The following is a 24978-nucleotide window of genomic DNA, read 5'->3' as shown; positions in this document are numbered from 1 at the left end:
AGTGCCGGACCACCCCTTAATGTCATCGTGACGATTAAGGGGTGGTTTTCATGGGGCAGCTCCACGGGGGGCGTGCGGCCACGGGGTCGCTGATCGGGCTGGCGCTCGGTGACGCACTGGGCTTTCCGACCGAGTTCAGCGATGTGCCGGGAATCCTGGCGAAGTGCGGGCCGTGGCGCGGGATGGACCTGCCGACGCCCGCGTTCGTCACCGACGACACGCAGATGACGCTCGCGCTGGGGCGCGGCCTGCGGACGGCCATGGCGCGCGGCGAACTGACCGCGGCCGGGCTGGAGAAGCCCGTACGGGACGAGTACGTGGCCTGGTGGCGCTCGCCCGACAACAACCGGGCCCCGGGTGGCACCTGCCTGCGCGCCTGCGAACTGCTCAGCACCTCGGCGCGGGCCTGGGCCGACGCCAGCCAGATCGGGTCGAAGGGCTGCGGCGCCAACATGCGGGTGGCGCCCATCGGGCTGGTGCCGGGCCTGACCGCGGCGCAGCGCTCCGGCGCGGCGCAGCTGCAGTCCGCGCTGACCCACGGCCACCCCACCGGGCTCGCCGCCAGCGACCTGACCGCGTATGCCGTACGGGCGCTCGCCGACGGCGCCCGCCCGGCCGAACTGCCCGGCCTGCTGCGGGCGTACGCGCACGCGCAGCGCACCGTCTACCGGGAGGACTGGCTCGGCGACCTCTGGCGCCGGTCCCAGGACCCGTCGGCGGTGTCCTTCATCGCGCGCGGCTGGGACGAGTGCCTGGGTGTGCTGGACCGGCTGGACGCGGCGCTCGCCGCGCCGGACCGGGAGGCCGATCCGTGCCTGGCCACCGGCGCCGGCTGGATCGCCGAGGAGGCGCTGGCCACCGGGCTGCTGTGCTTCCTGCTCTTCCCGGAGGAGCCGCTGACCGCGCTGCGCCGGGCGGCCTGCACGTCCGGCGACTCCGACTCGATCGCCTGCCTCACGGGCGCCTTCGCGGGCGCCTGGCTGGGGCCCGGGGCGTGGCCCGAGGAGTGGGCCGGGCGGATCGAGTACCGCGAGGAACTGCTCGCGCTGGGGGCGGCCTGGGATGCCTGAGCACCTGACCACCGCCGGCGGCACCGCGGCGCCGGCCGGGCGGGACGCGGTGCTGCGGGCGGCCGGGCTGCCCGCCGTCGACCTGGACGCGATCGTCGGGGAGCAGCACGACCCGCTGGTCTTCGCCACGGTCTCCGGCGCGCACCTCTACGGCTTCCCGTCCCGCGACTCCGACGTGGACCTGCGCGGCGCCCATCTGCTGCCGGTGGCCGACCTCGTGGGGCTGCGCGAGCCCGAGGAGACCCGGACGAGGATGGGGGACCGGGGCGGCGTCGAGATGGACCTGGTCTCGCACGACCTGCGGAAGTTCGCCCGGCTCCTGTTGCGCCCCAACGGCTACGTCCTGGAGCAGCTGCTCTCCCCACTGGTCGTGCACACCACGCCCGTCCACGAGGAGCTGGTCGCGCTCGCGCCGGAGCTGCTCACCGCCCATCACGCGCACCACTACCGAGGCTTCGCGGGCACCCAGTGGCGGCTGTTCGAGAAGACCGGCGAGCTGAAGCCGCTGCTGTACACCCTGCGGGTGCTGCTGACCGGTATCCACCTGATGGACGGCGGCCGCCTGGAGCCCCATCTGCCCACCCTGCTGGGCGAGTTGGCGGCGCCCGCCTACGTACCCGAGCTGATCGCGGCCAAGGAGGCGGCGGAACACGGCCCGGCAGGCGCGGTGGTGGACCCGGCCCGGCTGCGCACCGACATCGCGGCGCTGCACGCCCGGCTGGACGCCGCGCAGGCCGCCACCGCGCTGCCGGACGCGCCGGGTGCCCGGGACGCGCTGCACGATCTGGTCGTCCGGGCCCGGCTCGGCGGCGCGGGCCGGGGCTGACCGGTCAGACCCGGCCCAGCGCCGAGTCGCGGCGGGTCCGGTAGAGGAAGTCCGCCACCCGGGCCCGGTCCGGCTCGGCGGGCAGCGGCGAGCCGGACACCGCCGCGTCGGCCTCCTCGGACAGCGTCGCCATCCGGCGCTGCACCGCCTCCCAGGCCACCTCGCCGCGCCGGACCGCCAGCAGCTCCTCGCGGGCCGGGCCGACGTCCAGCGTCAGGACGCCCGTACGCAGCAGGTCGCGGGAGGAGGCCAGCAGCCGCAGCAGGTGCATGGCGTGCTTCCAGCGGGGCGCGCCGTACCGCCGCAGGTCGGCGCGCAGCTGCCTGAGCTGGCCCGTGGCATAGCCGGCGAAGGTGCGGTGCGCCTGCCGGGAGAGGAACGCCCCGCGCAGCGCGAGCAGTTCCCGGCCGGTGGCGTCGGCGTGCTCCACGAAGGGCGAGTGCAGGCACTCCAGGATGTTGGGGTTGGCGCGCAGCGCGAGCTGGCAGAACCGTTCCAGCTCCCAGGAGAACTCCTCCTCGCGCGGCCCTTCCACATGCGTCGGCGGCTTCTCGAACCTCCAGAAGAGCGAGGTCGGTGCGAGGTAGACCCCGCGGCGGTCGGTGTCGCTGGTCTCGGTGGCGAGCCCGAAGGCGCGCGACCCCATCACACACGCGTACACGGTGTGCTGGGCGACCAGGGAATGAGCGGTGGCGGCTTCCGGCATGGCGGCGATTGTCGCTGGTGGGGAGGGCCGCTGTCACCGGGGTGACGGCGGCGGGGGGTGGCCGCTCGGCCATCTCGCCGACCGGCCGCCGCGGACGGATGTCGGTGCGGCCGTTTACGCTGATCGTGCGTGCATATCGCACGGGCACGGGGCGCGCCGAGGGTGCGCGACACGGCACACGACGCAGGGGAGCAGTGACGTGGCGGTACGAGCCGTCCGCGGGGCGGTCCAGCTGGAGCGGGACGACGCGGAGCACATGAAGGAGCAGGTCGGCGAGCTGCTCACCGCCATCCTGGAGCGCAACGACCTGGTGCCGGACGACCTGATCAGCGTGTGGTTCACCGCCACCCCCGATCTGCGCAGCGACTTCCCGGCCGCCGCCGCGCGCGGCCTGGGCATCACGGACGTCCCGCTGATCTGCGCCCAGGAGCTGGACGTCGCCGGTGCCATGCAGCGTGTGGTGCGGGTGCTGGCCCATGTGGAGACCGGGCTGTCCAAGGCCGGGATCGCCCATGTCTACCTGGGGGCCGCCGGAGCGCTGCGGAAGGACATCGCCCAGTGAGGACCGCACTCGTCATCGGAACGGGCCTGATCGGCACCTCCGCCGCGCTGGCGCTGAACGCCCGGGGCGTCCAGGTGTTCCTGGAGGACCACGACCAGGCGCAGGCCCTGACGGCCGCCGCGCTCGGCGCCGGTACGGCCGAGCCGCCGCCGGGCCCCGTCGACCTGGCCGTCGTCGCCGTGCCGCCGGCCCATGTCGCGACGGCGCTGGCCGGCGCGATACGGCGCGGCGCGGCGCGGGCGTACATCGACGTCGCCAGCGTCAAGGGCGGCCCGCGCCGCGAGCTGGAGGCCCTGGGTTGCGACCTGTCCGGCTATCTGGGCACGCACCCGATGGCCGGTCGGGAGCGCTCCGGGCCGCTGGCCGCCACCGCCGATCTCTTCGAGGGCCGCCCCTGGGTGCTCACCCCGGTCCCCGGCGGCGACACCGAGGTGCTCAATCTCGCGCTGGAGCTGGTCGCGCTGTGCCGGGCCGTCCCGGTGGTGATGGACGCGGACGCGCACGACCGCGCCGTCGCCCTGGTGTCGCACACCCCGCAGCTGCTCTCCAGCCTCGTCGCGGCCCGCCTCAAGGGCGCCGACGAGACCGCGGTGCGGCTCTGCGGCCAGGGCATCCGCGATGTGACCCGGATCGCGGCCTCGGATCCGGCGATGTGGATCGACATCCTGTCCGCCAACCCGGGCCCGGTCGCCGATGTGCTGGCCGAGGTCGCCGCCGACCTGGACGAGACCGTACGGTCGCTGCGCGCCCTGGAGTCCACCGACGAGGAGAAGCGCGGAGGCGGGGCCACCGGCATCGCCGACGTGCTCCGCCGCGGCAACGCCGGCCGCGAGCGGGTGCCCGGCAAGCACGGCGCCGCCCCGGCCGTGTACGAGACCGTCGCGGTCTACATCGGCGACCAGCCGGGCGAGCTGGCCCGGATCTTCGCCGACGCCGGCCGCGCCGGGGTCAACATCGAGGACGTCCGCATCGAGCACGCCACGGGCCAGCAGGCCGGCTTCATCCAGCTGACGGTCGAGCCGCCGGCGGTGCCGGTGCTGACCGCGGAGCTGCGGGAGCGGGGGTGGTCGATCCGGCAGTGACTCCGTGGACGGCGCGCTCCGGCTCAGCCAGTAACCTTGTCCGAGGCCCTCAGTGCCCTGGACCGCCGCCCCGTGTAACAAGAAAGGTGTTCGTCACCGTGGAAACCGCCGCTCGGACCGCCCCGGCTGCAGTGATTGTCGCCATCGACGGCCCCGCAGGCACGGGCAAGTCCAGCACGTCCAAGGCCGTCGCCGCCAAGCTGGGACTCGGCTACCTCGACACCGGCGCGCAGTACCGCGCGATCACGTGGTGGATGCTGACCAACGGCATCGACGTCGACGACGCGGTCGCGGTGGCCGACGCCAGCGCCAAGCCGGTGATCGTCTCCGGTACGGACCCGGCCGCCCCGACCATCACCGTCGACGGCCTCGACGCCGCGGGCCCGATCCGCAGCCAGGAGGTCACCGCCGCGGTCAGCGCGGTCAGCGCCGTCCCCGAGGTGCGGGCCCTGATCACCGACCTCCAGCGCAGCATCGCCGCCGGGGCGCCGCACGGCATCGTCGTCGAGGGCCGGGACATCGGCATAACCGTCCTGCCGGACGCCGACCTCAAGGTCTTCCTCACCGCCTCCCCGGAGGCGCGGGCGGCCCGGCGCAACGGTGAGCTCAGGGGCAAGAACCCCGAGCTGGCTGCCGATCTGGCCGCCACCCGCGAGGCGCTGATCAAGCGGGACGCCGCCGACTCCTCCCGGAAGACCTCCCCGCTGGCCAAGGCGGACGACGCGGTCGAGGTCGACACCACCGACCTGACGCTGGATCAGGTCATCGAGTGCGTGGTCACCCTCGTCGAGGGCGTCAGCGCCGAAAAATCGGGGCGGGTCGCCCGGTGACCGACTCCGGCAAGCCGCCGAGCCCGCGGGGCGCCGCGGTCGGCAGGCGGATCGGCATCGGGCTGATGTACGGCCTGTGGCAGCCGCGGGTGCTGGGCGCCTGGCGGGTGCCGGCCGGCGGGCCGGTGATCCTCGCCGTCAACCACTCCCACGGCATCGACGGCCCGATGCTGATGGGCACCGCGCCGCGACCGGTGCACTTCCTGATCAAGAAGGAAGCCTTCGTCGGCCCGCTGGACCCGTTCCTGCGGGGCATCGGGCAGCTGAAGGTGGACCGCCAGTCCGCCGACCGCAAGGCGATCACCGACGCGCTCGGGGTGCTGGCCGCCGGCGGGGTGCTGGGGATCTTCCCGGAAGGCACCCGCGGCGAGGGCGACTTCGCCTCCTTGCGGGCCGGGCTCGCGTACTTCGCGGTGCGCTCCGGCGCCCCGGTCGTCCCGGTGGCGGTGCTCGGCAGCACCGACCACCCCAGCCGGCTCACCCCGGCCCTGCCGCGGCTGCGCGGTCGCATCGACGTCGTCTTCGGGGACGCCTTCGACGCGGGCGACGGCAGCGGGCGGCGCACCCGTAAGGCGCTGGACGAGGCGACCGTACGGATCCAGGAGCGGCTGACCGCCCACCTGGCACAGGCCCGGCGCCTTACCGGGCGCTGACCGACACTTGAGTAGTGGGCCGGCCACGAGCGCGGCCCACCGACCACATGGATGAACGAGGAACGGACTTCATGAACGAGCAGATCCACACCGGCGACGAGCACGGTGCGCTTGGCGACGCCGAGTACGCGGAGTTCATGGAGCTCGCCGCGGAAGAGGGCTTCGACCTGACGGAGGTCGAGGGCGACATCGCCGCGGCCGGGCACGGCCCGCTGCCCGTCCTCGCCGTCATCGGCCGCCCGAACGTCGGCAAGTCGACTCTGGTGAACCGCATCATCGGCCGCCGCGAGGCGGTCGTCGAGGACAAGCCGGGCGTCACCCGCGACCGCGTCACCTACGAGGCCGACTGGAACGGCCGCCGCTTCAAGGTCGTCGACACCGGCGGCTGGGAGCAGGACGTGCTCGGCATCGACGCCTCCGTGGCGATGCAGGCCGAGTTCGCCATCGAGGCTGCCGACGCGGTGGTCTTCGTCGTGGACGCCAAGGTCGGCGCGACCGACACCGACGAGGCCGTCGTCAAGCTGCTGCGCCGCGCCGGCAAGCCGGTCGTCCTGGTCGCCAACAAGGTCGACGGCCCGTCCGGCGAGGCGGACGCCGCCATGCTGTGGTCGCTGGGCCTGGGCGAGCCGCACCCGGTCTCCGCACTGCACGGCCGCGGCACCGGCGACATGCTCGACGCCGCGCTGGAGGCGCTGCCCGAGGCGCCCGCGCAGACCTTCGGCGCCACCGTCGGCGGCCCCCGCCGGATCGCGCTGATCGGCCGCCCGAACGTCGGCAAGTCGTCACTGCTCAACAAGGTCGCCGGCGAGGAGCGGGTGGTGGTCAACGAGATGGCCGGCACCACCCGCGACCCCGTCGACGAGATGATCGAACTGGGCGGCAAGACCTGGAAGTTCGTGGACACCGCCGGTATCCGCCGCCGGGTGCACCTCCAGGAGGGCGCCGACTACTACGCCTCGCTGCGCACCGCGGCGGCCGTGGAGAAGGCCGAGGTCGCGGTCGTCCTGATCGACGCCGGGGAGTCCATCAGCGTCCAGGACCAGCGGATCATCACCATGGCAGTGGAGGCCGGCCGCGCCCTGGTCATCGCCTACAACAAGTGGGACACCCTCGACGAGGAGCGCCGCTTCTATCTGGAGCGCGAGATCGAGCGGGACCTCGTGCAGATCCCGTGGGCGATGCGGGTCAACGTCTCCGCGCGCACCGGCCGCCACATGGAGAAGCTGGTCCCGGCGATCGAGACCGCACTGGCCGGGTGGGAGACCCGGATCCCCACCGGCCGGCTGAACGCCTTCCTCGGTGAGATCGTGGCCTCCCACCCGCACCCGATCCGTGGCGGCAAGCAGCCCCGCATCCTCTTCGGCACCCAGGCCGGCACCAAGCCGCCGCGCTTCGTGCTCTTCGCCTCGGGCTTCCTGGAGGCCGGCTACCGCCGGTTCATCGAGCGGCGGCTCCGCGAGGAGTTCGGCTTCGAGGGGACGCCGATCCACATCTCCGTGCGGGTGCGCGAGAAGCGCAACAGCAAGAAGAAGTAGCAGAAGCGGCGGAGCGGAAGCGGCTCTTTCCCCCGCGGCGGTCGGCAGGCGTCAGTGGCTGCCGGGGGGCCGGGAGGAGTCCCGCTGCCCCGGCGGCAGCGCCTGCATCTGCCCCCGGGGCTGGAACGGTTGCCGGCCGACGGCCTCCCATTGGCCCGTCGACGCCGTGGTGCGGCGCCAACTCGCACTGCCGCGCAGCGATTCCGGTACCTCCACCTCGTCCGTACGGTCCCCGGGCAGCGCCCGGAAGGAGCGGCGGTACTCGGCGTACAACGCGTCGTAGATCGGCGTGGCGGAGCCGCGGTCGGTGGGGTGCGGCGTCCGGTGTTCGCGGGACGGCCGCATCGCGGGGATCGAGTGGGGGTACGGGGCGCGGGGGGAGGGGTCGTATGCGTGCACGTAGGTGCCAACGAACCCGATCGCCCCGAGATGCGGCTTTCGGTCGGAAATGGCTGATCGCAGGAGCAATCCCGCCACATCGGGCAGTCATACTCCCGCGATCGGGGGAACCTCCGGTCAGGTCCCGGCCAGCGGCATCGACGCGGCGACCAGCTTGCCGTCCCGGGCGGCCTTTTCCAGCGCCTGGCGCATGAGGTCCTCGCGCGGCTGGTGGCCGATGGTGCCGGAGGGTGCGGCGTACATCAGCACGGTCTGCGCCTTGTTGGCCGCGGTGCGCCAGCCGTCGGAGACAGCCAGCGGCTGATGGGCCTGCCACCAGGCGGACTGGCTGCCGGCGGTGCCGGGCTGGAGGACGGCGTGCAGCTTGCCCATCGCCAGCAGCGCCGACCAGCCGGCGATCGGGTCGGGCAGCGCGTTCATGTCCGTCACGAGGGCGAAGCCGTGCTCGATGAGCAGCGGCAGGAAGTCGTCCTCCAGGCCGGCCGATCCGGGGCGGGCGATCGGGCCGTTGGGCTCCACCACCAGGGCGGGGTGCAGCTCCTCCTTGACCAGGACCAGGCCGCAGGTGATGCCGAGGGTCGCCTGGCGGTCGTTGGTGGGGATCGGGGCGGGCGGCGCGGGCTCCGAGCCGGGGGTGCGGGGCGCGGCGTCCTCGCCGGTGATCGAGCGCACGGCCCCCCGGAGCTGTTCCTCGGACACCGGGACGACCTGCGACGGGATGCAGGTGGCGTGGGCGAACGCGAGGACCGCGGTCTCCTCGCCGACGAAGAGTACGGTGCTGGTCCGCTCCTGCTCGCTGTCGCCGGGGGTCCGGCAGGAGGTGCAGTCGTAGCTGCCGGGGGCATCGTCACCGGCCAGCAGGCGGTCGGCTTCTTCGTCGCCGATCTCGGCGCGAACGTCGTCGCTGACGTCGAGCATGCGCGGCACGGGTGGCTCCTCGATCTCTGAGCGGCTGCCGGGCGGTCTCCCGGCTCGTACAAGGACAACGGGCGACCATCGGGAGAGTCACGCGCGGACGGGAACAGAATCGAACCAATCGACGCACAGCGGGAATCGGCGGAAAGAGGTCCGGGAACCGGTCGCACACCGCCAATTCCCGTGCAGAACGTGGCCCAGGTGGCGGCGATCCGTACACCGGACCGGGTGGGTTCGCGGTGCGGAGGGCGCGGCGCGGTGGCGCCCGGCGGTCCGCTGCTTACCGTCACCGGCTATGTCGGACAATTCTTCGGCGCCGCGGCGCATCGCGGAATCCGTCGGGCTGCTCACCGCGGCAGCCGCTGCCCTGGTCCTGTGCTTCCCCAGCGGCGCCGTCGCCGACGGCGAGCCGGGCGGCCGGGGAGGGGGCGGGGGCGGCGGCCGGCCCCCGTACGCCTGCGCCGACGACGAGTGGCCGTGGGGCTGCCTCGCCGAGTGCGAGAGCAGCGGCGACTGGCACGTCAACACCGGCAACGACTACTACGGCGGCCTCCAGTTCTGGCAGCCCACCTGGGAGGCGTTCGGCGGCCTCCGCTACGCCCAGCGCGCCGACCTCGCGACCCGGGACGAGCAGATCAAAGTGGCCAAGAGGGTGCAGGCCGTCCAGGGTTGGGGTGCCTGGCCGGTGTGCGCCAGGCGCTACGGGCTGATCAAGGACCGCTTCCATGTCGTACGGCACGGCGACACCCTCTCCCGGATCGCGCACCGGTACCACGTCAAGGGTGGCTGGCGGGCGCTGTACAAGGCCAACCGCGAGGCCGTCGGGGAGCGTCCGGAGCGGCTGACGGTGGGGACCCGGCTGGAGCTTCCGGTGACGCATGTCCCAGGCTCCGCCCACGGGGCCGTCGGGGAGCGTCCGGAGCGGCCGACGGTGGGGACCCGGCCGGAGCTTCCGGTGACGCATCTCCCCAGCTCCGCCCACGGGGCCGTCGGCGAGCGTCCGGAGCGGCCGACGGTGGGGCCCCGGCCGGAGCTTCCGGTGACGCGCGTCGGAAGCCCCGCCTGAGCGCTCCGTTTCCGCCAGAGTTCCCGGATCCCGGTACCGATGCCCTAACCTTTGCGGCACGAGTTGGCGAACACCCCCAACCGCGAAGGCCGTTCGGCCGTCTTACTCTTCAACAGCCGGACACAGGAGGCCGTCGGGGGCGGGCGACGTGGTCCGCGGGGGGACCGGGACGAGCGGAGACCAGGGGACGCGGGGACGGATGCACATCTCATTCCTCATTCACCATGCCTATGGCACCGGAGAGGCGGTCCGTACGACGTTCGGCCTGGCCGGCGCCCTCGCCGAGCGGCATGACGTCGAGATCGTCTCCGCGCTGCGGTACCGCGACGCCCCGGCCGTGGCGCTCGCCCCCGGCGTCGCGCTGCGGCATCTCGTGGACCTCCGGGCGCACGGCCCCGCCCGCGACCGCGCCGACCCGGCGCACACCCGCCCCGCCCGGGTCTTCCCGGCCGCCGACAGCAGCTCCGGCCAGTACAGCGAACTCACCGACCGCCGGATCGCGCAGTATCTGCGCCGGACCGCGGCGGACGTGGTGGTCGGCACCCGGCCCGGACTGAACGTGCACGTCGCCCGACAGACCCGCCGCGGCCCGCTCCGGGTGGGCCAGGAGTGGATCGGCCTGGACGGCCACGGCCGGGCGCTCAAGTCGGCGCTGCGCGGGGCCTATCCGCGACTGGACGCCGTCCTCACCGCCGGCGAGGCCGACGCCCGCGCCTGGCGCCGCGGGCTGCGGCTGCCCGGCGTCCGCGTCGAGGCGCTGCCCAGCGGGGTGCCCGCGCCGCGCCTGGCGCCCGCCGACGGCAGCGGCAAGTGGGTGGTGGCGGCCGGCCGGCTGACTCGGGCCACCCGCTTCGACATCCTGGTCCGGGCCTTCGCCGGGGTCGTCGCGTCGCGCCCCGACTGGCGGCTGCGGATCTACGGCGGCGGCGCCGAGAAGGCCGCGCTGCGCGCCCTGATCGACGAACTCGGCCTCTACAACCACGTGTTCCTGATGGGCCCGGCCGGTCCCCTGGAGTCCGAGTGGGCCAAGGGCTCCATCGCCGCGGTCACCGCCGGCCGGGAGCCGTCCGCGACGACCGCCGCCGAGGCGATGCGCTGCGGACTGCCCGTCGTCGCCACCGACTGCCCCGGCGGGCCCGGCGAGATCGTCGCGGACGGGGTGGACGGCAGGCTGGTGCCGGCCGGGAACCCGGCGGCGCTGACCGGTGCGCTGCTCGCACTGATCGGCGACGACGCCGCCCGCAGGCGGATGGGCGCCGCCGCGCTCGCCTCGTCCGCCCGCTTCGACCCGGCCGCGGTCGCCGCACGCCATGCCGCGCTCTTCGACGAACTGCTCGCGGTGCGGCGCGACAGCAGTCTGCGCGGCTCCCTGCACCGCGCCAGGGGGGCCCTGGTGGGCGGTGCCTACGCCGCCAAGTACGCCGCCGAGCACACGGCCCGCGCCGCGGTGAGAGGGGTGCGCACGGCATGAACGCCTCGACGCGGTCCACCGTCACCGGACCCGGCGCGGCCGGGCGCCCGGCCCACAGACCCGACAGCGGCCGGCCGGGGGAGCGGCGGACCACGGCAACGGGAGGGGAACCGCCGGTGCCGGTGGACCTGAGGGCCGACTGCATCGCGGACTCCGCGGGCGGCCTCACCTTCGATCTGAATGTCCCTCAGGGCACCGGCACTTCCTGGAGCGCGGCCCTGGTGCTGCGGCTGCGTGGCGGTGCGCGGGCCGACGGCACCGACGACGAGGTGCGGCTCCCGCTCGGGCCGAACGGCGCCGGGCGGCTGCGCGCCGTACTGCCCAGCACCGTCGCGCTCGCCGAGGGCCGCTGGAACGCCTATGCCGACCTCGGCGACGGGCGCGACCCGCGTCGGCTGCTGCCCGGCGTCAACGACCTGCGCTCGCTGGTGGACCGCCGGCCGCTGGCGGGCATCGGCCGGCTCGGCGTACGGATCCCGTACGCGACCAAGGTCGGCAACCTCGCGCTGCGCAGCTGGCTGCGCGGACCGCACGCCGAGGCCGGCGACATCCTCGTGGCCCCCGAGGGCATGACGGTCACCGGCCGCCTCTACGGGGCGAGTCCGGCGGACGGCGCCCGCGCCGAGGCCCGGGTGCGCGGCGCGGACGCGGAACCGGCCGCCGTCACCGTCCCGTCGGCCGTCGACGGCCCGGACTTCACCTTCACCGTCCCCTACACCGAGCTGGCCGCCGGCTGGCGCCCCGGCAGCGGGCCGTGGGACCTGTGGCTGCGCCCCGCCGAGGGCGCCCGGCCGGTCCGCATCGCCCGCCTCCTGGACGATGTCGCGGACAAGAAGCAGGTGTTCAGCTACCCGGCGCTCACGGTGCGGACCACGGCCGGGGAGCTGCGGATCGGCCCGTACTACACGCTCGACAACGACCTGGCCGTCCGCGTCACCGGCCCGGCCGAGGGCACGTAGCGCCCGTGGCGGCGGAGGAGCCCGGCGGGGCGCCGCTGAGCATCGGGGAGTTGGCCCGCCGGGCCGGGGTGACGGTCAAGACCGTGCGCCACTACTCGGACCAGGGGCTGCTCCCGGACGCCGGCCGCAGCGCGGGCGGGCACCGGCGCTACGACCCGGAGGCCCTGGACCGGCTGCGGCGGATCCGGGACCTGCGCGCCTTCGGGATGCCGCTGCCCGACGTCGCCGAGGCGATGGCGGGCGGCTCCCTGGAGCGGGCGCTGGCCGGGCGGCTCGCCGCGGTCGGCGGGCAGCTCACCGCGCTGCGCTGGCAGCAGGCCGCGCTGCGCGCCCTCACCGAGGCGTCCGCGGACCAACGCCCGGCGCTGCTGCGGCTGTTGGGCGGACTTCCGCTGCCGCCGACCGGCGACGGCGCGGTGCGTTTCTGGCGCCGGCAGCTGCCCCGCGCGCTGCCGTCCGCGCTGCGCGATGCGGTCGTCGACGCGGCGGTGCCGGTCTTGCCCGCGGACCCTGAACCGGCTCAGGTCGTCGGCTACGCCCGGCTGCACGCGCTCACCACGGCCGGCACCGGGGGCCTGGCCGAGCGCTGCCGCCGGGTGCGCCGGGCGCCCGCCGCACTGGTGGGGGACAGCGACCCGGTGGCGCTCTACCGGGGGCTGGGCGAGGCGTACGCACTGGCCGCCGCGGCGCTCGCCGCGGGCCGCCCGCCCGGGCCCGGTGACGAGTTGGACTCCTTCGTGGCCGCGCATGCCCGCGCGTACCGCAGCCGGGACAGCCCCGCGTTCCGCGCCGGGCTGCGGGCGGTCTCGGCGGCCGGCGAGGATCTGGGGATGCGGGCGTACTGGCGGTATGTCGACGAGGTGACCGGAGGCGGCGGTCCGACGATGGGGGCCGCGCACGACTGGCTGGTCGGCGCGCTCGGCCGCGACGGGTGAGTGAGCCGACCAGCCGGTCGTGCGCGGCGGTCCCGAAGGCTGGGAGACTCGGGGCATGTTGGACACCTCGGCGCGTCTGCTGCGTCTGCTCTCGTTGCTGCAGTCCCACCGCGAGTGGTCGGGGGCGGATCTCGCCGACCGCCTCGGCGTCACCCCGCGCACCGTCCGGCGGGACGTCGACCGGCTCCGCGAACTGGGGTATCCCGTCCACTCCGCGCCCGGCACGGCCGGCGGCTACCGGCTCGGCGCCGGCGCCGAACTCCCGCCACTGTTGCTGGACGACGAGGAGGCGGTGGCGGTCGCGGTCGGACTGAGCAGCGCCGCGGCCGGCGGCGTCGAGGGCATCGAGGAGACCTCCGTACGGGCGCTGGCGAAGCTGGAGCAGGTGCTGCCGCACCGGCTGCGCCACCGGGTCGGGGCGCTCACCGCCGCCACCGTCCCGATGCTCGGCAGGCCCGGCGGCCCCCGGGTGGACCCCCGGGTCCTCACCGAACTCGCGCACACCTGCCGGGACTTCCAGCGGCTGCGGTTCCGCTACGCCGACCACGACGGGGCGGTCACCCGCCGCATCGTCGAGCCGCACCGCCTGGTCTCCGCCCAGTGCCGCTGGTACCTCGTCGGCTGGGACGTGGACCGCGCGGACTGGCGCACCTACCGGGTGGACCGGATCACCCCCGCCCCGCCGCACGGCCCGCGCTTCACCCCCCGTACCCCGCCCGCCGAGGACCTCGCCACGTATGTCTCCCGGGGTGTCTCCGGGCGGGCGTTCCGGACGCAGGCCACGGTGCTGCTGCGGGTGCCGCTGGAGCGTGCCGCGGAGCGCGTCGGCCCGTACGACGGGGTGCTGGAGGCGGTCGACGCGCACAGCTGCCTGCTGCGCACCGGGGCGCACAGCCTCGACGTGCTGGTGTTCCACATCGTGCTGCTGGGCTTCGACTTCGAGATCCGTGAGCCGGCCGAACTCGCCGGCCGGGTACGGGAGATCAGGGACCGGCTCTCCCGGGCACTGGCCTGACGGCGGTCTCCGCGGACATCTCGGGGTGGTGCAGGTCGAAGGCCGGCGACTCGGAGCGGATCCGGGGCAGCGTGGTGAAGTTGTGCCGCGGCGGCGGACAGGAGGTGGCCCACTCCAGGGAGCGGCCGAAGCCCCAGGGGTCGTCGACCGCGACGCGGGTGCCCTGCTGCGTGGTCCGCCACACGTTGTAGAGGAACGGCAGGGTGGAGGCGCCGAGCAGGAACGCGCCGACGGTGGAGACGGTGTTGAGCGCGGTGAAGCCGTCGGCGGGGAGGTAGTCGGCGTAGCGGCGGGGCATACCGGCCACGCCCAGCCAGTGGTGGACGAGGAAGGTGGTGTGGAAGCCGACGAACAGCAACCAGAAGTGGACCTTGCCGAGCCGCTCGTCCAGCATCTTGCCGGTGAACTTGGGCCACCAGAAGTAGAAGCCGGCGAAGGTCGCGAAGGTCACCGTCCCGAAGACGACGTAGTGGAAGTGGCCGACGACGAAGTACGAGTCGGTGACCTGGAAGTCCAGTGGCGGTGAGGCCAGGATGACGCCGGTCAGCCCGCCGAACAGAAAGCTCACCAGGAAGCCGACCGACCACAGCATGGGGGTCTCGAAGGAGACCGAGCCGTGCCACATGGTGCCGATCCAGTTGAAGAACTTCACCCCGGTCGGCGCCGCGATCAGGAACGACATCAGCGAGAAGAACGGCAGCAGCACCGCGCCGGTCGCGAACATGTGGTGCGCCCAGACCATCACCGACAGGGCCGTGATGGCCATCGTCGCGCCGATCAGCATCACGTAACCGAAGATCGGCTTGCGGGAGAAGACCGGGATGATCTCGGTGATGATGCCGAAGAACGGCAACGCGATGATGTAGACCTCGGGGTGGCCGAAGAACCAGAAGAGGTGCTGCCACAGCAGCGCGCCGCCCCAGCGGGCGTCGAAGACCACCGCGCCGAACCGCCGGTCCGCCTCCAACACGAGCAGGGTCGCGGCCAGCACCGGGAACGCCATCAGCACCAGGATCGAGGTGAAGAGGATGTTCCAGGTGAACACCGGCATCCGGAACATCGTCATGCCCGGCGCCCGCAGCGCGATGATCGTCGCGATGAAGTTGACCGCTCCGAGGATGGTGCCGAAACCGGCCAGCGCCAGCCCCATGATCCACATGTCGGGGCCGATGCCGTCGGAGCGGACCGCGGAGTTGAGCGGGGCGTAGGCCGTCCATCCGTACGCCGGGCCGCCCTCGGGCGTCAGGAAGCTGCTCAGCACGATCAGGCCGCCGAAGAGGTAGAGCCAGTACGAGAGCATGTTCAGCCGGGGGAAGGCGACATCGGGGGAGCCGATCTGGAGCGGCATGATCTCGTTGGCGAAGCCGGCGAAGGCCGGGGTGGCGAACAGCAGAAGCATGATCGTGCCGTGCATCGTCAGCGCCTGGTTGAACTGGTCGTTGCTGATGATCTGGAGCCCGGGCCGGGCCAGTTCGGCGCGCATCAGCAGCGCCAGCAGCCCGCCGACGAGGAAGAAGCCGAACGACGTGATCAGGTAGAGGTGCCCGATCTTCTTGTGGTCGGTGGTGCTCAGCCAGTCGGCCAGCACCGTGCCGCGGCGCCGCCCCCCGGCCGGCCGGGCGCTCTCCCGGGAGATCTCGCTGACCATCGGCTGCACCTCGTTCGGCGGGGTTGTTCGGGGGCGCCGGTCATGATGCTCGCGCGCGGGGCGCAGAGCGAGGGGACGCTCCGGTCCGTTCCGGTGGCGTCCCGCAGACCGCGGCGGGGAGCCGGGCGGGCCGGGGCATCCCGGGCGATGTGCGGGAAATGTGTGTGGAATGTGTCTCGTTGGCCAATTTCCGGGCGGCTGAAAAAGAGGGTCGGGTAAAGGGAATGCGGGACGCGTGGGCGATTAATTTCCGCCTGCTGCCCGGATTTGCCCGAAGTGGCGGCACGGCGTTCCGTATGTGATCAAGAGGGAATTCCGGCCGCTTTGTTTTCCACCCGGTTGCGGCAGCGCACGGCGCGTAAGGGTGAGGGCCGTTCCGGCAATCGCCGGAGCGTTCACCGTGACACAAGTGTGACCAATGACGGACCGGCAGGTCGCCGCGGTGTGCGGCGGACGGCCCTTCCGCGCGCCGGCCCGGCCGCCTACGGTGGCCGGTATGGCACCCGTACCGAACCTTCCCGGCGACCGCGACGACATCCAGGACGAGGTCGAGGCGTATGTCGGCCTCGGCCGGCAGGAGGCGGAGGAGCGGGCCCGGGCCCGTGGCTGGACCACCGTCCGTGCGCTGCCGCCGGGCGCGGTGATCACGATGGAATACCTCACCGGCCGGATCAACTTCGAGGTCCGGGACGGTGTGGTGCACCGCAGCTGGCAGGGCTGACCGGGCCGGCGGACCCTGGACACGGCGAAGGCCCCGGCTGCTCCGGAAGGAGCGGCCGGGGCCTTCGGTGCGGGGCAGCAGGTGTGCGTACCGGGCCCCGCGGCGCGGGGGCGGTCAGCCGGTGCCGTTGCGCCCGCGGCCGGTGGCGGGGGTGAACGGCGCGGCACCGCGCGGGACGCGGTCCGCGTGCGGCGGCCGGCGGCTGCCCGTCGGGGTGACCGGGCTGCGCTCCGCGCGGCTGGTGTGCGGGCGCGACGGGTGGTGCGGCCAGCCGTCCGGGGCGCGGGTGGCGTGGGCGACGCCCACCGCCTCGCGCACCAGGACCTCGCCGTCCGGGGCGACCCGCTGCGGGGAGAGCCCGGGGACCAGCACGCCGGCCGGCAGCGGACCGCGCAGCGAATCGGGGCGCAGCCGCAGCCAGAGCCGCAGCAGGATGCCCATGAGGCGGTCCTCGACCCAGGTGATGCCGGGCTCGACCCACGGCATCGCCAGCAGCACCAGCAGGCCCGCGGCCCAGCCGAGCAGCACGTCGCTGACCCAGTGCGTACCGAGGTAGACGGTCGTCATGCCGACGCCCAGGGCGCCCAGCGCGGCGATCACCGACAGGGTCCGGCGGCGCAGCGGGGTGGTCGCGATGTAGGCCAGCACACCCCAGGTGACCACGGCGTTCGCGGTGTGACCGGAGGGGAATATATCGCCGCCGAGCCACATCTCGTTGGAGCCGACGGTCGTCGCGTAGTGCGGGCCGAGCCGGCCCATGCCGAGCTTGGCGGCACCCACGGTGATGTTCAGCAGCAGGAGCGAGGCGCCGAGCACCAGCAGCGGGTGGAGGTTGCGCTGCTTCCAGCAGCGCCAACCCAGCCAGGCGGCCACCGCCACCGCGGTCGGGCCGCGCTGTCCCAGCACGACGAAGTAGTCGAGGAAGGCATGGATCGACGGCCACTGCTTATAGGGCCGGAAGAACATGACCTGCCAGTCGAGGGTGACCAGATAGGTGTTGGCCAGCACTCCGGCGACGATCGCGATGTACACCGCCAGCGTGCCCCAGAGCAGCCACAGGCGGGTCCGGGTCATGCGGGGCGGTTTGACGCGATCGGTCGGGAGCTGCTCCTCCATCTGGTCGAGCTTGTCATCGGTACGCACTCAAACGACGTTACCGCGTGTGATGTATGCACTTGGTCAAACCGTGCGCTTTGTAATGACGATGTGATGTGGAATGGGTCTCAATCACCGTTCGGTGACCTGGATTTCGAAGAGAATTCCCGGGCCGCTGGATTCCCTTCCGGCCATCCGCGTGTCGGCGCCGTGCATGCTTATCTGTTTTTCGCCGGCGGAGTTTATCCGCGATTCGCACGGGTGTCGCGCCACGTTTTCCCGGGGTGGTGATCGCGGAGCGGGATCTTCCCGGTCACGGCGGGCCGGAGCCGTTGAGCCAGAACGCGCCGTAGACCGCCGAGCCGGCCGCCATCAGCCCGATGACCAGCCACGACCGCGCCGGGCGCCACCGCGCCAGCCCCGCGGCGAGTGGCAGCAGCAGCGGAAAGGCCGGCATCATCAGCCGCGGTTTGGAGCCGAAGTAGCCCCTGGCGGTGAGCGCCAGCAGCAGCACCGTCCCGCCGTACACCGCCAGCGGCAGCGGCTGGCCCCGCCGTACGCCGTGCAGATACAGCCAGACCACCAGCGCGACGCCGATCAGCAGCCCGAGGCCGGCGGCGAACGCGGGCCCGGTCAGCTGGCGGCCGATGAAGTGGCCGAAGGCGATTCCGCCGTCGAAGCCGTTGCCCCAGCCGCTCTGGACGTCGAGATAGCCGGTGAGCGAGCCCCGCCGGGCGGCGACCCACAGGAAGTAGCCGCACCAGCCGAGCGGCGCCAGCAGGACGCCGAGCAGCATCCGGCGGTGCCGGCCGCGGAGGAGGGCGCGGAAGCGGACGCCGCCGGCCCGCTCGTTCACCACCGTCACCGCCGCGGTGACCCACACCGCGGCGACCACCGCGGCGCCCACCGGCCGGGTCAGCCCGGCCAGCGACGCCAGCACGCCCGCCCACACCCAGCGGCCGGTCAGCACGCAGTACACGCCCCAGGCCGCGAGCGCGGTGAACAGCGACTCCGAGTACGCCATCGACTGCACGATCCCGACCGGCAGCGCGGCCCACAGCGCGGCCAGCGCCACCCCGGCCCGCGGTCCGTGCAGCCGCTCCCCGGTCGCGTACAGCGCCCAGGCCGCCGCCAGCGAGGTCAGCCAGGCCACCGCCATCCCGGCGTCCGCCGCGGACAGCGGGGTGATCGCCGACAGGCCCCGCTCCAGCCAGGGCAGCAGCGGGAAGAAGGCGAGGTTGGAGTGCACGGCGCCGTTGGCCAGGTGGACGGTGTGGCCGTAGCCCTGCTCGGCGATCCCGGTGTACCAGAGGGAGTCCCAGCGGGCGGTCAGCAGGGTGTGCCAGTCCTTGCCGTCGGCGGCCGACCAGACCATGAGCACGGCCAGGCCCAGCAGCCGGACCGCCGCGTACGCCGCCAGCCCGGGGGCGGCGCGGCGCAGCGCGGCCCGGACAGCGGGCGGGCACAGCGTGCGGCCGGGGGCGGCGGTTGAGGCAAGATCGTTCATCGGGACGATTATCCAGGTGGCGAAAGAGCGCCCGACCCGGGCGGGTCGCGCAACGTCAGGGGCTGCGAGGAGCGTCTCACCGTGAGGTGGGCCACGCGGGCCCCAGGTGGACTCGCGTAGTCTGACGTCTCCACTCGCCCGTGCCACCGGTTTCCCCGGGGCGTCTTCGCGCCCCGGTCCGTGGCCGCGAGCGCATGACGGCGAGCGCATGACAGGAGGTACTGGATGTCAGGGACGACCGCGTCCGGCAGGGGGCGGACGGGGGGAGTTCCCCGGCACACAGGCGGCGGCGTGAACCGCTGGACCGTGCTGACCGTGCTCTGCGTCAGCCTGCTCTTCGTCGCGCTGGACACCACGATCCTGTACGTGGCGGTGCCCTCCGTCACCGAGGACCTGCGGCCCGGACCGGTGGAGCTGCTCTGGATCGTCGACATCTACCCGCTGATCGCGGCGTCGCTGCTGATCCTCTTCGGCACGCTCGGCGACCGCGTCGGCCGGCGCCGCATCCTGCTTCTCGGTTACGGCCTCTTCGGACTGGCCTCGGCCGCCGCCGCGCTCGCGCCCAATCCGCAGATCCTGATGACGGCTCGCGCGCTGCTCGGCATCGGCGGCGCGATGATCATGCCCGCGACGCTGTCGATTTTGCGCCAGGTCTTCCCCGACCGGCGGGAGCGCGCGGTCGCCATCGGCGTCTGGAGCGCGGTGGCCGCGGTCGGCGCCGCGGTCGGCCCGGTGCTCGGCGGCTTCCTCGTCGAGAACTTCTGGTGGGGCTCGGTCTTCCTCATCAACATCCCGATGATGGCCGCGATGTTCCTGATAGGACGCTGGCTGCTGCCGGAGTCGCGGGGTGAGCGCAACGGCCCCTGGGACGTGGTCGGCGCGGTCGTCGCGGCCCTCGGCGTGCTGGGCATCGTGCTGGGGGTCAAGCGGCTGGGCAGCGGTGCGCCCGTGGTGGGTCCGACCACCCTGCTCCCGATCGCCCTCGGCACCCTGCTGCTGATCCTCTTCGTGCGCCGCCAGCGCCGCCGGGAGCATCCGCTGATCGACATGCGGCTGTTCGCCCGGCCCGCGTTCGGCACCTCCATCGGCTGCATCGTGCTGGCCATGCTCGCCCTCGTCGGGCTCCAGCTGATCGCCGTCCAGTACCTCCAACTCGTCCTGGGGCTGAGCCCGTTGGAGACCGGCCTGCGGATGCTGCCGCTGGTCTTCTCCGCGATGGCCGCCGGGCTCACCGGCTCGAAGCTGCTCCAGGCGCTCGGCCCGCGGGCGATGGTCGCCGGCGGCTTCACGCTGACCGCGACCGCGGTGCTGACGCTGACCGCGCTGGGCAGCCAGGACCGCTTCTGGCAGCTGGCGCTCGGTTTCGTCCTGCTCGGCTTCGGCTTCCAGTCGACGCTGTTCGGCGCGTACGAGTCGATGCTGAGCGAGGCCCCCGCCGAGCAGTCGGGCGGTGCCGCGGCGCTCGGCGAGACCGCCTACCAGCTCGGTGCCGGGATCGGCGTCGCACTGCTCGGCAGTGTCATGAACGCCGCGTACGCACCGGGCCTGGACCGGGTCGACGGCGTCAGCACCAAGACGTCCCACTCGGCGTCGCATTCGCTCGGCGAGGCGTACAAGGTCGCGGCCGGACTGGGCGAGCACGCCCGGCACGCGCTGCGGCTGGCCGCCCGGGACTCCTTCATCCACGGGCTGCGGGTCACCCTCGTCGCCAGCGCCCTGCTGCTGCTCGTCGGCGCGGGGATCGCGCTGCGGCTGCCGCGCCGGGCCGCGGAGTCCACCGAACGGGCCGAGGGCGAGACCACCGCCGGCGACACTGCGCCGGCCGCCGGGCGCGAGGGGGCGCCGGCCCCGGCGAGCACCGGCCGCTGAGGTCCGGCCGCCGCTGCCCCGGCACGCCCTGCCGCGCGGTGGTGACCCTTGCCCGCGCGGCGCCCGGGGCCGTACCGTCGGACGCGCGTAACTACCACTGCTAGTTTTTCGCGCCGAGCCCGCCGGAGGCCCCGCCATGTCCGCAACGCCGTCCTCGCTTCCGCCGTTCGACCCGGGCGACCCCCTGGGCATCGACGATCTGCTCACCGACGAGGACCGCGCGGTCCGCGCCACCGTCCGCCGGTGGGCCGCCGACCGCGTACTGCCGCAGATCGCCGACTGGTACGAGCGCGGCGAACTCCCCGGCATCCGCGAACTCGCCCGCGAACTCGGCTCGATCGGCGCCCTCGGCATGTCCCTGACCGGATACGGCTGCGCCGGCGCCTCCCACGTCCAGTACGGGCTCGCCTGCCTGGAACTGGAGGCCGCCGACTCCGGTATCCGCTCACTGGTCTCCGTCCAGGGCTCGCTGGCCATGTACGCCATCTGGCGGTTCGGCTCCGAGGAGCAGAAGCAGCGCTGGCTGCCGGGGATGGCGTCCGGCGAGATCATCGGCTGCTTCGGGCTGACCGAGCCGGACCACGGATCCGACCCGGCGGGCATGCGGACCCACGCCAGGCGCGAGGGGTCCGACTGGGTGTTGACCGGGCGCAAGATGTGGATCACCAACGGGTCGGTGGCCGGTGTCGCGGTGGTCTGGGCGCGTACCGACGACGGCATCCGCGGCTTCGCGGTACCGACCGACAGCCCGGGGTTCTCCGCCCCCGAGATCAAGCACAAGTGGTCGCTGCGCGCCTCGGTCACCAGCGAACTGGTCCTGGACGAGGTGCGGCTGCCCGCCGACGCGGTGCTGCCCGGCGCCACCGGGCTGGGCGCCCCGCTGCGGTGCCTGGGCCACGCCCGCTACGGGATCGTCTGGGGTGCGATGGGGGCGGCGCGCAGCTGCTTCGAGACGGCCCTCGACTACGCGCGCACCCGCGAGCAGTTCGGCCGGCCCATCGGCGGCTTCCAGCTCACCCAGGCCAAGTTGGCGGACATGGCGCTGGAACTCCACAAAGGGGTGCTGCTCGCCCACCACTTGGGGCGGCGCTTCGACGCCGGGAAGCTGCGCCCCGAGCAGATCAGCTTCGGCAAGCTCAACAACGTCCGGGAGGCGATCGAGATCTGCCGCACGTCCCGGACCATCCTCGGCGCCAACGGGATCTCGCTCGATTACCCCGTGATGCGGCACGCCACGAACCTGGAGTCGGTGCTCACCTACGAGGGCACCGCGGAGATGCACCAGCTGGTGCTGGGCAAGGCGCTCACCGGGCTCGACGCCTTCCGGTGAGCGGCCCTGCCGCCGCTCGTGGGAACCGCCCTTGCCGGGAACGGTGCCGCGGGCGCCCGGCGCCCGGGCCCCCGGCCGAAACCCCCACGCCGGTCAACTCTGGTTGAAGAAGCCGCCGTTGCGGTGCGCGCGGGACTCGCCGGAGACCACCTTGTAGTCGGCGGGGGTCAGCAGGAACACCCGGGTCGCGACCCGCTCGATGGAGCCGCGCAGGCCGAACGTCAGGCCGGCGGCGAAGTCGACCACGCGCTTGGCGTCGGCGGGCTCCATGGCCGTCAGGTTGACGATCACCGGAACGCCGTCCCGGAAGAGCTCGCCGATGTTGCGGGCGTCCCGGAAGGAGGCCGGGGTGACCGTGGCGATGCGGGTGCCCTGGTCCTGGGCGGCCTCGTCGGCCACCCGGACCCGGGGGTCGGTCACCCAGGGGCTGCCACCCGAGTCCGCGGACTCGGGTCCCTCGGCGTAGTCGTCGTCGTAGTAGCGCTCGTCATCGTTGTCGTCCACGAGGCCAAGCCAGGCACTCGCCTTGCGCACCGATCCCATTGACGCCTCCTCTCACCCGCGGTGTCTGTGTTCTGTCCGCCCCTATCGTCGTTCATGAGGCCGAGTGTGTGCCAAGTGGATAGCCGCCGCACGGGGGGTTCGTGACATATCTGGTGCAAAGAGGGTGGTGCACCGTCAGGTTGCGTGCCCCGGTGGTGAACTGACAGTACGACGGGGGTCACGGTCGGTACCAGTCCGCGGATGTCGGCAGGTGGCCGGAGTCGACAGGTTCGGATCTGCGGGGAGCGCGCGGGTGGGCCAAGGGCATATGTCGGCGGTCTTGGTCGCAGGTCTGGGTAAGCCCGATGATCGGGTGACTGACCCAGAGGAGTGTCGTTGACACCGCGGCGGAAACCGCTCCGCTCGTCGACGCGGACCGGCGGGCGAGCCGGGGCGCCGGGCGTACCGCCCCATGGGGGCGGGCGGTCCGGCAGCCCGCCCGCCCCCGTCGTCAGCGGATCTCCGGCGGGCTGATCCGCGAGGTGGCGATGGCCGAGGGGGTGGTGCCCCACTTCTCCAGGATCCGGTCGTAGGTCCCGTCCTTCTTGAGCTGGTTGACCGCGGCCTGGAATGCGGGCGCCAGCGGTGTCCCCTTCTTGAAGGCGAAGCCGACGTCCAGGCGCCTGAACTCGTTGAGGAACCTCAGTCCCGGCTGCTGCTTCACGGCGTAGCGCAGCCCGTTGACGGTGCTCATCACCACGTCGCTGCGGCCCTGCCGGAGCGAGATCCACAGCGCGCCCTGCTCGGCGAAGGTCGTGACGACGTACGGCTTCTTCCCGGCGTCCCCGCAGCGGTGTGCGTTCTCCTCCAGCGTGGTCTCGAAGGTGGTGCCGGCGCCGGTGGCGACGGTCAGGCCGCACAGCCGGGTCAGCGCGGTGATCTTCTTCAGCGGGCTGTCGGCGCGGACCGCTAAGCCCTGCCCGTCGTCGACGTAGGTGACGAAGTCGATGGTCCTGCGGCGTTCGTCGGTGACACCGAAGTTGCCGGTGCCCACGTCGTACTTGCCGCTGCCCAGAGCCGGGAGGATCGCCTCGAAGCTCGCCACCTCGCGGTGGAGCCGGATGCCGAGGACCCTGCCGACCGCGTCCGCGAAGTCGATGTCCTGGCCGGCCAGGGTCGTGCCGTCGGGCAGGTAGGTGGCGCCGGGCGGGGTGCCGACGGCGGCGGCGAGGGAGAGGGTGCCGCGGGCGCGGACGCCGGCGGGCAGCAGCCGTGCCGCGGCCGGGTCCTTGTGGACCGCGGAGACCACGTCCGCGGTGGGGATGCGGGCGTCGGCGGCGGCCGGTCCGGCGTCCCTGGCACCGGACGCCGCACCGCCCGCACCACAGGCGGTGAGAGCCAGCGCCGCGGTCGCCAGCAGGGCTGCGGTACGGGACGCGAGGAGGGGAGTCCCCCTGTTCGAGCGAAGCCGGGAGTGGGGGAGGGGTCGGCGGGCCCGGGGGCTGCGGGTGGTCATGGTCGGGGGATCTCCAGATGCTTCTCGAACGGCAGCGGGCCGATCGGCTCCGGTGCCGCGGTGAGGTCGAACAGCGGGCGGTAACCGGCGGCGGGACAAAGGCCCTTGGCCTCGGGCCGGCGGGGGCCGGTGGTCAGGTGGACGCGGGTGTGGCCGCGGTCGGCGGCGTGCCGCTCCAGGGCGTCCAGGACGCGCCGGGCCAGTGCGCGCCGGCGGTGCGCGGAGTGGGTCCAGATCCGTTTGAGTTCGGCGGTGTCCGGGTCGTGGCGGCGGAAGGCGCCGCCGGCGACCGGGCTGCCGTCCTCCAGGAGCAGCAGGAACGCGCCCCCGGGCGGGGTGAACTCCTCGGCCGGGTACTCCAGGCTCAGGTCGACGGGCTTGTCGTAGCGGGTGCCGTACTCGTGGGTGAGCCCGTCCAGCAGGGGGCGGGCTGGGGGTCCCCCGGCCGCGGGCCGGGGGAGGGTCGGTGACGGTGGTGTGACGGATCGTCAGGCGGGCCGTGCGCGGCGGCCGGGGCGCGGCGGTCATCGAGTCGCCTCCGTGGCCGGTGGCGCCGCTCGACGGCGTACGAGCGCGCCGGGGAAGGGAAGTTACGGGACGGGGGAAACCGGGAGCGGAGTGCGGGGGCGGGACGGGGCAACGGGATGGAGCGAGGGGAGGGGTGCGCCCTACGAGGGCGCGGGGTGTGAAGGCGCGCGTCGGGAAGGGGGGTCCGGATCGGCCGGGAGGGCCGCAGGGACCGGGAGAACCGCGAAACGGCCCGGCCTGGGGCGGCGGGCTTCAGG

23 protein-coding genes and 1 pseudogene are annotated in these 24978 nt (G+C 73.5%); 15 read left to right on the top strand and 9 right to left on the bottom strand.

The genetic code is table 11. The features are described 5' to 3' along the window. Window positions 1-50: 50 nt before the first annotated feature. Window positions 51-1070: an ADP-ribosylglycohydrolase family protein gene (locus ACO1BR_RS14490; protein ID WP_426795463.1), complete on the top strand. Its 1020-nt coding sequence runs from the start codon at window positions 51-53 to the stop codon at window positions 1068-1070. Next, window positions 1063-1896, top strand: coding sequence for a nucleotidyltransferase domain-containing protein (locus ACO1BR_RS14485; RefSeq protein WP_426795462.1), 834 nt, complete (start codon window positions 1063-1065; stop codon window positions 1894-1896). Before ACO1BR_RS14490 ends, ACO1BR_RS14485 begins: the two co-directional genes overlap by 8 nt. Window positions 1897-1900: 4 nt before the next feature. Here the strand turns inward: ACO1BR_RS14485 and ACO1BR_RS14480 are convergent, their stop codons facing one another. After that, window positions 1901-2602 (bottom strand): nucleotidyltransferase domain-containing protein, encoded by a 702-nt coding sequence (locus ACO1BR_RS14480; RefSeq protein WP_426795461.1) that lies wholly within the window; start codon window positions 2600-2602, stop codon window positions 1901-1903. 199 nt (window positions 2603-2801) lie between these two features. On the opposite strand from ACO1BR_RS14480, the gene aroH reads away from it, so the two are divergent. From aroH to der, 5 genes are all read left to right on the top strand, one after another. Then, a complete protein-coding gene (gene aroH / locus ACO1BR_RS14475) occupies window positions 2802-3164 on the top strand; it encodes a chorismate mutase (RefSeq protein WP_426795460.1) in 363 nt (120 codons plus the stop codon). After that, entirely contained in the window at window positions 3161-4246 is a 1086-nt protein-coding gene (locus tag ACO1BR_RS14470; protein ID WP_426795459.1) for a prephenate dehydrogenase, read from the top strand. Before aroH ends, ACO1BR_RS14470 begins: the two co-directional genes overlap by 4 nt. Before the next feature lie 86 nt (window positions 4247-4332). Further along, window positions 4333-5076 (top strand): (d)CMP kinase, encoded by a 744-nt coding sequence (gene cmk / locus ACO1BR_RS14465; RefSeq protein WP_426795458.1) that lies wholly within the window; start codon window positions 4333-4335, stop codon window positions 5074-5076. Continuing rightward, window positions 5073-5729, top strand: a complete 657-nt coding sequence (locus ACO1BR_RS14460; RefSeq protein ID WP_426795457.1) for a lysophospholipid acyltransferase family protein — start codon at window positions 5073-5075, stop codon at window positions 5727-5729. Before cmk ends, ACO1BR_RS14460 begins: the two co-directional genes overlap by 4 nt. A gap of 71 nt (window positions 5730-5800) precedes the next feature. Next, the gene (gene der / locus ACO1BR_RS14455) at window positions 5801-7264 is read left to right on the top strand and encodes a ribosome biogenesis GTPase Der (protein WP_426795456.1); all 1464 of its coding nucleotides are present in this window, start codon (window positions 5801-5803) and stop codon (window positions 7262-7264) included. A 51-nt stretch (window positions 7265-7315) separates the two neighbouring features. Here the strand turns inward: der and ACO1BR_RS14450 are convergent, their stop codons facing one another. After that, the gene (locus ACO1BR_RS14450; protein ID WP_426795455.1) at window positions 7316-7609 is read right to left on the bottom strand and encodes a hypothetical protein; all 294 of its coding nucleotides are present in this window, start codon (window positions 7607-7609) and stop codon (window positions 7316-7318) included. A gap of 171 nt (window positions 7610-7780) precedes the next feature. Next, entirely contained in the window at window positions 7781-8581 is an 801-nt protein-coding gene (locus tag ACO1BR_RS14445) for a hypothetical protein (protein WP_426795502.1), read from the bottom strand. 292 nt (window positions 8582-8873) lie between these two features. Here ACO1BR_RS14445 and ACO1BR_RS14440 point away from each other — a divergent pair. The 5 genes and pseudogenes from ACO1BR_RS14440 to ACO1BR_RS14420 form a co-directional block, all read left to right on the top strand. Beyond that, window positions 8874-9449 (top strand): annotated as a pseudogene (locus ACO1BR_RS14440) (transglycosylase family protein); the annotation flags it as partial. A 394-nt stretch (window positions 9450-9843) separates the two neighbouring features. Beyond that, window positions 9844-11115 carry a glycosyltransferase gene (locus tag ACO1BR_RS14435; protein ID WP_426795454.1) on the top strand — a complete coding sequence of 424 codons (1272 nt, stop codon included), beginning with the start codon at window positions 9844-9846 and terminating at the stop codon, window positions 11113-11115. Then, a complete protein-coding gene (locus tag ACO1BR_RS14430) occupies window positions 11112-12074 on the top strand; it encodes a hypothetical protein (protein ID WP_426795453.1) in 963 nt (320 codons plus the stop codon). The genes ACO1BR_RS14435 and ACO1BR_RS14430 overlap by 4 nt, the downstream gene beginning before the upstream one ends. A gap of 5 nt (window positions 12075-12079) precedes the next feature. Then, on the top strand, window positions 12080-13009 hold the full coding sequence (locus ACO1BR_RS14425; RefSeq protein WP_426795452.1) for a MerR family transcriptional regulator: 930 nt from the start codon (window positions 12080-12082) through the stop codon (window positions 13007-13009). A gap of 55 nt (window positions 13010-13064) precedes the next feature. Further along, window positions 13065-14024: a helix-turn-helix transcriptional regulator gene (locus tag ACO1BR_RS14420; protein WP_426795451.1), complete on the top strand. Its 960-nt coding sequence runs from the start codon at window positions 13065-13067 to the stop codon at window positions 14022-14024. On the opposite strand, the gene ctaD is transcribed toward ACO1BR_RS14420, so the two are convergent. Then, entirely contained in the window at window positions 13993-15672 is a 1680-nt protein-coding gene (ctaD, locus tag ACO1BR_RS14415; RefSeq protein WP_426795450.1) for a cytochrome c oxidase subunit I, read from the bottom strand. The two genes, ACO1BR_RS14420 and ctaD, sit on opposite strands and share 32 nt — an antisense overlap. 496 nt (window positions 15673-16168) lie before the next feature. Here ctaD and ACO1BR_RS14410 point away from each other — a divergent pair, with 496 nt between their 5' ends. Continuing rightward, a complete protein-coding gene (locus ACO1BR_RS14410; protein WP_426795449.1) occupies window positions 16169-16393 on the top strand; it encodes an I78 family peptidase inhibitor in 225 nt (74 codons plus the stop codon). 114 nt (window positions 16394-16507) lie between these two features. Here ACO1BR_RS14410 and ACO1BR_RS14405 read toward each other — a convergent pair whose 3' ends face one another. After that, a complete protein-coding gene (locus ACO1BR_RS14405; protein WP_426795448.1) occupies window positions 16508-17536 on the bottom strand; it encodes a phosphatase PAP2 family protein in 1029 nt (342 codons plus the stop codon). Window positions 17537-17801: 265 nt separating this feature from the next. Next, window positions 17802-18995 (bottom strand): hypothetical protein, encoded by a 1194-nt coding sequence (locus ACO1BR_RS14400; RefSeq protein ID WP_426795447.1) that lies wholly within the window; start codon window positions 18993-18995, stop codon window positions 17802-17804. A gap of 225 nt (window positions 18996-19220) precedes the next feature. Between ACO1BR_RS14400 and ACO1BR_RS14395 the strand changes: the two genes are divergently transcribed. Together ACO1BR_RS14395 and ACO1BR_RS14390 are read left to right on the top strand one after the other, a co-directional pair. Then, window positions 19221-20864 (top strand): MFS transporter, encoded by a 1644-nt coding sequence (locus ACO1BR_RS14395; protein ID WP_426795446.1) that lies wholly within the window; start codon window positions 19221-19223, stop codon window positions 20862-20864. Window positions 20865-21000: 136 nt separating this feature from the next. Then, entirely contained in the window at window positions 21001-22194 is a 1194-nt protein-coding gene (locus tag ACO1BR_RS14390) for an acyl-CoA dehydrogenase family protein (protein WP_426795445.1), read from the top strand. Between the two features lie 93 nt (window positions 22195-22287). Here the strand turns inward: ACO1BR_RS14390 and ACO1BR_RS14385 are convergent, their stop codons facing one another. The 3 genes from ACO1BR_RS14385 to ACO1BR_RS14375 all read right to left on the bottom strand — a co-directional run bounded on the left by ACO1BR_RS14385 (window position 22288) and on the right by ACO1BR_RS14375 (window position 24510). Further along, window positions 22288-22737 carry a cell division protein SepF gene (locus tag ACO1BR_RS14385; protein WP_159504585.1) on the bottom strand — a complete coding sequence of 150 codons (450 nt, stop codon included), beginning with the start codon at window positions 22735-22737 and terminating at the stop codon, window positions 22288-22290. Between the two features lie 451 nt (window positions 22738-23188). Then, the gene (locus ACO1BR_RS14380; protein WP_426795444.1) at window positions 23189-24193 is read right to left on the bottom strand and encodes an ABC transporter substrate-binding protein; all 1005 of its coding nucleotides are present in this window, start codon (window positions 24191-24193) and stop codon (window positions 23189-23191) included. After that, window positions 24190-24510 carry a GNAT family N-acetyltransferase gene (locus ACO1BR_RS14375; RefSeq protein WP_426795501.1) on the bottom strand — a complete coding sequence of 107 codons (321 nt, stop codon included), beginning with the start codon at window positions 24508-24510 and terminating at the stop codon, window positions 24190-24192. The genes ACO1BR_RS14380 and ACO1BR_RS14375 overlap by 4 nt, the downstream gene beginning before the upstream one ends. Window positions 24511-24978: the final 468 nt, after the last annotated feature.

Origin of the sequence: Streptomyces sp. YGL11-2, from assembly GCF_050054615.1 — a bacterium.
GTDB lineage: Bacteria > Actinomycetota > Actinomycetes > Streptomycetales > Streptomycetaceae > Streptomyces.
This window is presented reverse-complemented; position numbering and strand designations above follow the sequence as displayed.

Excerpts from the sequence above, each read along its gene's own strand:
- ACO1BR_RS14490 (WP_426795463.1), top strand. The coding sequence starts at position 51 with ATGGGGCAGCTCCACGGGGGGCGTGCGGCCACGGGGTCGCTGATCGGG.
- ACO1BR_RS14485 (WP_426795462.1), top strand. The coding sequence starts at position 1,063 with ATGCCTGAGCACCTGACCACCGCCGGCGGCACCGCGGCGCCGGCCGGG.
- ACO1BR_RS14480 (WP_426795461.1), bottom strand. The coding sequence starts at position 2,602 with ATGCCGGAAGCCGCCACCGCTCATTCCCTGGTCGCCCAGCACACCGTG.
- der (WP_426795456.1), top strand. The coding sequence starts at position 5,801 with ATGAACGAGCAGATCCACACCGGCGACGAGCACGGTGCGCTTGGCGAC.
- ACO1BR_RS14450 (WP_426795455.1), bottom strand. The coding sequence starts at position 7,609 with ATGCGGCCGTCCCGCGAACACCGGACGCCGCACCCCACCGACCGCGGC.
- ACO1BR_RS14445 (WP_426795502.1), bottom strand. The coding sequence starts at position 8,581 with ATGCTCGACGTCAGCGACGACGTTCGCGCCGAGATCGGCGACGAAGAA.
- ACO1BR_RS14435 (WP_426795454.1), top strand. The coding sequence starts at position 9,844 with ATGCACATCTCATTCCTCATTCACCATGCCTATGGCACCGGAGAGGCG.
- ACO1BR_RS14430 (WP_426795453.1), top strand. The coding sequence starts at position 11,112 with ATGAACGCCTCGACGCGGTCCACCGTCACCGGACCCGGCGCGGCCGGG.
- ACO1BR_RS14420 (WP_426795451.1), top strand. The coding sequence starts at position 13,065 with ATGTTGGACACCTCGGCGCGTCTGCTGCGTCTGCTCTCGTTGCTGCAG.
- ctaD (WP_426795450.1), bottom strand. The coding sequence starts at position 15,672 with ATGGTCAGCGAGATCTCCCGGGAGAGCGCCCGGCCGGCCGGGGGGCGG.
- ACO1BR_RS14410 (WP_426795449.1), top strand. The coding sequence starts at position 16,169 with ATGGCACCCGTACCGAACCTTCCCGGCGACCGCGACGACATCCAGGAC.
- ACO1BR_RS14400 (WP_426795447.1), bottom strand. The coding sequence starts at position 18,995 with ATGAACGATCTTGCCTCAACCGCCGCCCCCGGCCGCACGCTGTGCCCG.
- ACO1BR_RS14395 (WP_426795446.1), top strand. The coding sequence starts at position 19,221 with ATGTCAGGGACGACCGCGTCCGGCAGGGGGCGGACGGGGGGAGTTCCC.
- ACO1BR_RS14390 (WP_426795445.1), top strand. The coding sequence starts at position 21,001 with ATGTCCGCAACGCCGTCCTCGCTTCCGCCGTTCGACCCGGGCGACCCC.
- ACO1BR_RS14385 (WP_159504585.1), bottom strand. The coding sequence starts at position 22,737 with ATGGGATCGGTGCGCAAGGCGAGTGCCTGGCTTGGCCTCGTGGACGAC.
- ACO1BR_RS14380 (WP_426795444.1), bottom strand. The coding sequence starts at position 24,193 with ATGACCACCCGCAGCCCCCGGGCCCGCCGACCCCTCCCCCACTCCCGG.